Raw genomic sequence first — 2,767 nt, 5'->3', positions numbered from 1 at the left:
GGCTTGCCCGTATCGTAGGCAATGCGCCGAATGCTCGCCATCGAAATTTATCGATGGCCTATTTCAGACTGTAATGGGGAATCGTCTTCGCTAATTACAGCGAGTTAGCGACTCAGTGAGCTTTGGCGCGCTCTGATGCGAGCGGAAGGTGAAGCAAACTGGAACGGGTAGTAGATTCCCAGAAGCTATATGCAACGTGAGTGTCAAAGATAGCGCGTCTTAACGCATAACCCTGCATTCCTCCTTTCACCGACTGGCAAAACGATTTACACCTAATTGTCGACATTACCCACGCGATTTATCTTTGCCCCCGCATCGATCTCGCTAAACTAATAACTGTCGCTACCAGGGCATTTTCTGGTGCACATTCTATTGGCTCCTGCGAAGATCGGAGCGGGTATGTTTGCCGCCGAGTCCCACGCCAGCCGTCATCACATCGCGATCGCTGCCATGGCCTGCCTATGCGTTTTGCTGGGCGGGCCTTCCTATGCCGCGGGCGCGGAGAGCCTGTTCATCGCGGGCGCGACGTACTGCGAGCCGGGCGTGTCGGGCCCCGGCTGGGCCTGGACCGATGCCGGCCATCTGGAGCTTGACGGCTACGCGGGCGACGCCATCGGCGCCGACGGCGACCTGGTCGTGACGCTTGCCGGGCGCAACTCGGTGACCGAGTCGCATGCGCCCGATGCGGACATCTCGCAGTGCGGCATGGAGGTGTGGGGCGACCTGACGCTCCGCGGCACCGGGTCCCTGGCGGCATCGGGCTCGCAGTGCGCGATCCACGTCTCGAGGGCGCTCGCGGTGGAGGGCTGCGCCGTCGCCGTTGGTGCCGCGCCCGCCGCCGGCGCGCATGCCTACGGCGTGTACCTGCAGGGCGCGGGCACGGGCGTCGGCTCGGCCGGGTGCACGCTTTCCGTCGATGGTTCGTGGCTCGATGCGGCCGGCACCGATGGCGGTGTCGCATGCACGGGCGGGTCTCTTGTGTCCGCGCGGTTTGTGACGCCCGTGGGCGGGGCCTTCGGTGCCGGCGGCGTGGTGGACGCCTCCGGGGGCATGGCTCCGCATGTGGTGGTTGAGCCCGAGGGCGCCACGGCGCCGGCGGGGGAGACCGACGGCGCGGGCGAGCCGGCTGGTGGTGCCGGCCCCACCGTTGAGCAGCCCGGTGCCGGGCCCGCGACGGGCCCCGTCCCGAAGCCCGCGACCACAACGCCCAAGACGACCACGACAAGCAAGACGACCGTGACCAAGGCCACGGCGCCCACGCCATCCAAGGCCAAGACTGCTAGCGCCGCCACCGCCACGCTCCCCAAGACCGCCGACAGCAACTGGCCCGCCGCCTCATTAGCGCTATTCCTGCTGGGAACAGCGATTCTAGGTAGGCCAAAGCGCAAGGGCGATTGACCGAGCTGCCATGCACTTTCTAGGTAGGGGCAATTGCGACGTGTATGCCGCAAAGTAGGGGCGCACGCGGCGCACAAGAAAGGCGAGAAAGCCCCGGCAAGCTTGACGGACGGCCGAGCATGTGGTACTTTCACGAATACACTGATACGGCTTGGGTACTCTACGGAGCCCAAGACTGAGGAAGGTCGTTCGCCACGAGGCGGGCGGCCTTCTCTCATTTCAGAGAGGAGCCGGCATGGCCCGCAAGCCGTTCAAGACCCTCGAAGAGCAGGTGGCCATCCTCGAGTCCAGGGGGCTCTCCATGCCGGAGTACGCCGCCTACGCCCTCCTCGGCGAGGACTACTATTGCGTTGTCAACGGGTACAAGGAGCCGTTCCTCGACAAGGAGGCCAGCGCCGAGGCGGGTCACGACGTCTACGCCGAGGGAACGGGATTCGGAGACCTCTACGGCCTTTTCCTCTTCGACCGCGACCTGCGCAACCTTACCTTCAAGTACCTCCTCAAGGCGGAGGCCCGCGTGCGCTCGGTCGCCGCCTACACCTTTTCGGAGGCCTATCGGGAGCTCGATGCCTACCTGAAAATCGCCAACTACACCGATGCCAAGGACTACATGGTGGGGCCGAGCCATTACGACGAGGACCTGGCCGGGCTCATCGCCCTGCGCACCCTCGTGGACTTCCGCAACATCTGCGCCCGCGACGAGCGGCTTTGGTGCGCCAGGGTCGGGCCCGTGAGGGACGAGGACTTCTCGACAATGGTGGCCAAGCTGGCTCTCATCCTCGACTCCGAGACGATCAGCTCCTTCAAGTCCGAGCTCGCGTCCCTTGTCGGGGGCTACGCCGCCGAGAGCCAAAGGCTGGGCGAGGTGCTCTACAACTCTGACCTCGGTGTTCCTAGACCGGAAGACGACAAGTGAATCGCAATTTGCTCCCTGGTCAAAAGGTCGCGCGTCTTTCTCGCGTCGGGTATGCGGGCCAGAGGGCCGCTGCCGCCTTTGAGCACGAACCGCTCCCCGACGCCGGCGAACACGCGGCAGAGGAACCGGTCGCGCAGCATCTAACGATAGGCGTTACCGGCCACCCGACCCGACCCCCGTATCGCCTTCTTGGCGGCGCGATCGAAGCGCGTCGGCCCGGCCGGGCGCGGGCTGTCCGTCGACGCCTCGCGGCTCGATGCGGCCGGTGCCGATGGCGGCGTCGCATGCACGTGCGGGTCGCTTATGTCCGCGCGATTTGTGACGCCAGTGGGCGGGGCCTTCGGCGCCGGCGGGGTGGTGGATGCCCCAGGGGCCATGGCGCCGCATGTGGTGATCGAGTCCGAGGGCGCCGCGGCGCCGGCGGGGGAGGCCGACGGGCGCGAGGTGCCCGGT

The 2,767-nt window shown here is 66.0% G+C and carries 2 protein-coding genes; both read left to right on the top strand.

Annotated features, from left to right (window positions below; all coding sequences use genetic code 11):
• Positions 1-399 precede the first annotated feature (399 nt).
• The gene (locus GT495_RS10565; protein ID WP_161162596.1) at positions 400-1,398 is read left to right on the top strand and encodes a hypothetical protein; all 999 of its coding nucleotides are present in this window, start codon (positions 400-402) and stop codon (positions 1,396-1,398) included.
• 235 nt (positions 1,399-1,633) lie between these two features.
• On the top strand, positions 1,634-2,314 hold the full coding sequence (locus GT495_RS10560) for an Abi family protein (protein WP_099431610.1): 681 nt from the start codon (positions 1,634-1,636) through the stop codon (positions 2,312-2,314).
• The last annotated feature ends 453 nt before the right edge of the window (positions 2,315-2,767 follow it).

The organism is Collinsella sp. BIOML-A6, from assembly GCF_009875845.1.
Lineage (GTDB): Bacteria > Actinomycetota > Coriobacteriia > Coriobacteriales > Coriobacteriaceae > Collinsella > Collinsella aerofaciens_H.
Note: the sequence above shows the minus strand (reverse complement) of the source record. Positions and strands in the feature narration are given on the sequence as shown.

Bases quoted from the DNA above. Each gene is read 5' to 3' on its own strand.
- GT495_RS10565 (WP_161162596.1), top strand. From the start codon at position 400: ATGTTTGCCGCCGAGTCCCACGCCAGCCGTCATCACATCGCGATCGCT.
- GT495_RS10560 (WP_099431610.1), top strand. From the start codon at position 1,634: ATGGCCCGCAAGCCGTTCAAGACCCTCGAAGAGCAGGTGGCCATCCTC.